Annotated in this window: 3 protein-coding genes; 2 read left to right on the forward strand and 1 reads right to left on the reverse strand. The window is 65.7% G+C overall.

Annotated elements, in window-relative coordinates:
- On the reverse strand, positions 1-2837 hold a 2837-nt coding region (locus VMJ70_07730; protein HTO91005.1), incomplete at its 3' end, for a hypothetical protein.
- A gap of 385 nt (positions 2838-3222) precedes the next feature.
- Between VMJ70_07730 and VMJ70_07735 the strand changes: the two genes are divergently transcribed.
- The gene (locus VMJ70_07735) at positions 3223-4467 is read left to right on the forward strand and encodes a LeuA family protein (protein HTO91006.1); all 1245 of its coding nucleotides are present in this window, start codon (positions 3223-3225) and stop codon (positions 4465-4467) included.
- Between the two features lie 49 nt (positions 4468-4516).
- Positions 4517-5448, forward strand: a 932-nt coding sequence (locus VMJ70_07740; GenBank protein ID HTO91007.1) for a 3-isopropylmalate dehydrogenase, incomplete at its 3' end; no start/stop codon positions are given.

Consider the following 5448-nt stretch of genomic DNA (forward strand, 5'->3'; position numbering starts at 1 on the left):
CCGGGGGTGAAGTAACCGTCCGGCAGAATCTTGGTGTACTCGTAGGTCTGTCCGAGAGGCAGACCGTTCTCAGCCACGTAGCCCGCGGTCACCGGCCAGTTGGCCAGCGTCTGAGTGATGTCGCAGGTCGTGTTGGCGAAGCTGCTCACGGGCCCCGTCGGGTCCTTGAGCCAGCAGCGATTCTTGGCGAGACCCAGCTTGGTGAACTTGGGATCGGACTCGTGATAGGCCGTCATCCAGTTTCCGAGGAGGGGAGTGCCGATGAAGCGTGAGGAAATGGTCCAGATATTCGCTTCAGCCGTGTCGCAGCGAGCGCCGTTCCACACCAGCGGGCTCCAATCCTTGCCACCGTTGGTGGCGCCGGCCGGATGTCCACCCGGAGTGCCCTTCTCGCCGTTGTCGCGCAGATACTCGGCCCAGAAGTTCCCGTTGTTCGTCGCGTTCGAGTAATCGACCGGCGTCGTGCTGGTGGGAACCCGGCGCAGACCGCTTCCGCGGTTGCCGAGCGTCACGTAGTTGCCCGGTCCCGGCGAGATACGGAAGATCATGTCGATGCGCAAACTGACACCATTCGCATACACGACCGTCGTGTCGCCAGGCACGTCGTAACGCGACGTATTGCCGGTGTTCTGAGCGATATTGAGACCGGTCTTGACCAGAGCCGCCGTGGTGTCGAAGGCCGCCGTTCCCGGCGCGACGCCATTGCGATTCAGACCGTTGACCGTGAACGTATCGTTGATCAGCTGCCAGATGTCGATCGTCATCGGCGCCGCAACGCCATCGACGAACGCGAGCGACACGTTGTCGTAGTAGCCGCCGTCGGTGGGCGAGCAACCGGTGGTCACGCCGAAGCGGTAGCACTCCTGGCGTTTGCCAAGGAAGATGCGGATCGAGTCGGGATAATTGGCGCCGTTCTCGGCGTCCAGATGACTCCAGCGAATCATGCCGTTCGCGAATCCAGGTTCCTGATCCTGGAAGCACTGCTTGTCGGGGTTGAAGAAGAGGCCGCCCGGGAACCGCAGACCGCCCCAGCACTTGTGGTTGTCCCTCTGCACCGCCGGATACGACTGAAACGCGAACCGCCACATGTTGCCCTGCGTGAACGGATCGAAGATTCCCGTATAGATGTCGTAGACGATGTAGTAGTCCTCGGTGGCCATCGCGATGGAGTTGTTGATCCCCATCTCGTTCGTGCCGCCGCCATTACGCAAGTTGATCGTGGGCGAGATGATTCCGTCCCAGCGCTCCTGCTCCGCCGTGCCGTACGCGCCGCCGGCGGCCTCCGAGTTGTCGTGATCGCCCATTGAAATCACGTTTCCGGACAGGTTGCAGACGCGCAGGCGGCTGCTCACCGGCCCGCAGATGTCCTGGTAAACCAACTGGTCGACGCTATGGACGTGGTGGAAGGCACCCGGCGGCTTGCCGGTGGTCTTCCAGGCGTTCAGCGGGTCGGTTCCCGTGTTGTTGTCGACGTCGCTGGCGTTCTCGAACGACCCGCCGCTGACCGACGCGTAAGTCGCCCCACCATCGTAGGACACTTCGACATCGTCGATCACGACCGCGCCCGCCCCACCCGAGGAGTACGCGCCCGTGACGCTGCCGCCTTCATCGTCGAAGCCACGGTTGGTCTTGTTGCGGAACACGATGCGGGCCCGGTTGCTCCAGGTGCCCGACACCGGCGCCGTGAGCGAAACCTTGGTCTGCGAAGCGTTGTCGCCGTAGGTGGTGAACACTTCGTAGTACGGGACGCTGGCCTCGTTGACGCGAATCGTCTCCGAGAGCCAGCGGCGCTGCGGATCGAACACGGTGTGAGTGAGGCCGTCCGAGCCGACGAACGACGAGGCCACCGGCGCTCCGACGTACACCATGAACGAGTCGATCGGAGCCGAGGTGCCCGCCGCGCTGCTGCTGATGAAGTTGTTCGGCGCGAGGTGGTTCAGCGGATCCTTGTCGAACCAGCCGACCCGCGTCGCCGCCAAGTTGCCGTAGCCGGTCGACATGTTGGTGCGGAACTTGAAACGCAGCGTGACGGAGGCGTGGCCGGTCACGTCGAGATCGTGATAGGCGAGCTGGTCCCACTGCGAGCCGTAGCCCGGAAACAGTTGGTTGGTCCCGATGCCGCCGTTGTAGGGCGGGCTGGCGGCGGTGTTGGTGCCGCCGTTGACGTCGCTGTACTGGAGCAGCCGCTGGTCGAAGGGGTTGCCCGTGATCGGATCCACGAACGAGTTGTCCCCGTCCCGGCGCAGACCGCACCACAACGAGAAGCTCCCGCCCAGCGGGCTCCAGGTCACGCCATTGCCGGTCACGCTTCCGTTGTCGCGGTGCCACACACCGACGACGCCGAACGTGCGCTTGTGGGCGGCGTCCTGGCTGACGATGGAGTTGACGTTGTTGCCGATGTCGATCGCCCACCAGGGACGCTGATCATCGGTCAACGTGAGGCCGCCGGTGTTGGGCATGATGTTGCGATACGGCCACCAGCCGAACAACGAATCCCCGTGCACCTCGGCGATGTTGTCGTGCACGGCGTCGTTGTCCCAGCCCCAGTAGCCGTAGTCGGCGGCGTTGCTCGAGTAGACCCTGAAGTTGCCGACGCCGAGACCCCAGTAATTGGTGGCCGTCACCTTGCCGGGAACGAAACCCAGGTAGGTGGTGTCGGCGACACCGGACGTGCCGTTCCGCGCGACCGCGGAACGCATGTCCCGCAGCAGTTGGGCGTTGATCAACTTGGCGCCGGCATTGTCCCCTCCGATCTCATCTGCGGAGACGAACGCCGGCAGGGAACTGGGCAGCAGAAACGCAGCCGCACAGAGCAGCGGGAGCAGGGACCGGAGCATGATCCACTCCTCGGCAAGGCGGGGGATGTCGCTCGGGGAGACCCGAGGGCAGCGACCCCGGATCGCGAACTGCGCGGGACGGCGGGGGCGGCCGAGCCGTTGGTTTCAAGGCTACGACCGACTCATCCCCGCGACAATGGCAATCTTGTTGCGATTCCGTGGCGCATTTGCGGGGTTCGCTGGTTGGGCCACCTGCTCCTGGGCGAGCGGCGAGAGCCGAAGCGGCGCCCGGACTCACCCGAGCACGATCAGCTTGCGCGCGGCGGTGAAGCCGCGGTCGTGGTAGCGCACTTCCGCGGGCCAACAACCAGGATGGTCCTTTCCCGCGGCTCCACAAGCGGCGGAACACTTGCTCGTCCGGCCGCCTTTGGCTCATCCTCCCGACATGGACGAGCGCGACCTGATCTACGACTGGAACGAGGCGGGCGAGCGCCTGCCCCGGCCCGAGTTCCGCGTCCAGTTCGACGACGAGACGCTCCGCGACGGGCTCCAGTCGCCCTCGGTCCGCACGCCAGCCATCGAGGACAAGCTCCGGCTGCTCCATCTGATGAACGGCCTGGGCCTCGACACCGCCGACATCGGGCTCCCGGGCGCCGGGCCGCACGTGGTGAAGGACGTCACCCGGCTGGCGCAGGAGATTCGCGACGCGAGGCTCGTGATCCGCGCCAACTGCGCGGCGCGCACACTGCGCCAGGACATCACGCCAGTGGTCGAGATCTCCCAGAAAGTCGGAATCCCGATCGAGGTCTGCACCTTCATCGGCTCCTCCCCGATCCGCCAGTACGCCGAGAACTGGACGGTCGAGACCATGCTGAAGCACACCGAAGAGGCGGTGAGTTTCGCGGTCGGCGAAGGTCTGCCGGTGATGTACGTCACCGAGGACACGGTACGCGCGCATCCGGCGACGCTGCGGCAGCTATTCCTCACCGCGATCCGCTGCGGGGCCAAGCGGCTCTGCCTGTGCGACACCGTTGGGCACGCGACGCCGGAAGGGGCGCGCAACCTGGTGCGCTTCGCGCAGCAGGTGGTGCTCGAATCCGGGGCCGAGGTCGGGCTCGACTGGCACGGGCACAGCGATCGCGGTCTGGCGGTGATCAACACCATTGCCGCGATCCGGGCCGGCGCGTCACGGGTGCATGGCTGCGCGATCGGGATCGGCGAGCGCGTCGGCAACACGCCGATGGATCAGCTGCTGGTGAATCTCAAGCTGCTCGGCTGGATCGACAACGACTTGACCGGCCTTCCCGAATACTGCGAGCTGACCAGCCGCACCACCGGCGTGCCGCTGCCGCCCAACTATCCGGTGGTGGGCCGCGACGCGTTCCGCACCGGCACTGGCGTTCACGCCGCGGCGGTGATCAAGGCGTTCCGCAAGGGCGAGGACTGGCTCGCCGACCGCGTCTACTCGGGTGTGCCGGCCAGCATGGTGGGCCGGCGGCAGTCGATCGAGGTCGGCCCGATGAGCGGCGAGAGCAATGTGATCTTCTGGCTCGAGCAGCACGGCATCGAGCCGACGCCCGAGCGCGTCACCGCCGTGTTCCAGCGCGCGAAGAGCGTGGATCGTGTGTTGCTGGACGAAGAGATTCGCGGCGTGCTCGCGGCGCTCGACGAATCGCGAGTGCGAAGCTAGGGAATTTCGGCGGGCGTCCTGGGAGCGCCGGCCCGCAACAGGAGAGCACATGCGTAGAAATCATCGAGTCGCGGTGATCGCCGGCGATGGCATCGGTCCCGAGGTCGTGCACGAAGCGCTACGAGTGCTCGAGCGCCTGGCCTCGGTGGAAGGCTTCGGCATCCAGCTCAGCACCTACCCGTTCGGCGCCGAGCACTACCTCCAGTCGAAGGAGATCTTCCCCGAGAGCGCGTTCAACGAGGTGCGCCAGCACGACGCGATCCTGCTCGGCGCGATCGGCGATCCACGCATCGAGGTCGGGCTGCTCGAGTTCGGCATCATCGCCAAGATGCGCTTCGAGCTCGACCTGTTCGTGAATCTGCGGCCGGTCCGGCTCTACGCCGAGCACCTCTGCCCGCTCAAGGACACGCGAGCCGAGCAGGTGGACTTCACGGTGGTGCGCGAGAACACCGAAGACGCCTACGCCGGCATGCGCGGCTTCTTCAAGAAAGGCACCGCCGACGAGATCGCCACCCAGGAGATCATCTTCACGCGCAAGGGCGTCGAGCGGGTGATTCGCTACGCCTTCGAGCTGGCGCGCTCGCGCCCGCGCAAGAAGCTGACGCTGATCGACAAGGCCAACGCGGTGCGGGCGATGGACCTGTGGACGCGCGTGTTCGCCGAGGTCGGCGCCGAGTACCCGGACATCAAGCGTGAGCACAACTACATCGACGCCGCCTGCATGTACGTGGTGCGCAATCCCGAGGGCTTCGACACCGTCGTCACCAGCAACATGTTTGGCGACATCTTCACCGATCTCTCGGCGATGATTCAGGGCGGGCTCGGCATCGCCGCCAGCGGCAACATCCATCCGGGGCGGGTGAGCCTGTTCGAGCCCATCCACGGCTCGGCGCCCAAGTACGCGGGCCAGAACGTCGCCAACCCGATCGCCGCGATCATGGCGGTGCAGATGATGCTGGACTACCTGGGCGAGAAGCCGGC

The sequence above is a fragment of the Candidatus Sulfotelmatobacter sp. genome, assembly GCA_035498555.1.
Lineage (GTDB): Bacteria > Eisenbacteria > RBG-16-71-46 > RBG-16-71-46 > RBG-16-71-46 > DATKAB01.

What these genes read in the sequence shown, in the direction of transcription:
- VMJ70_07735 (HTO91006.1), top strand. Translation starts at nt 3,223, where the DNA reads ATGGACGAGCGCGACCTGATCTACGACTGGAACGAGGCGGGCGAGCGC.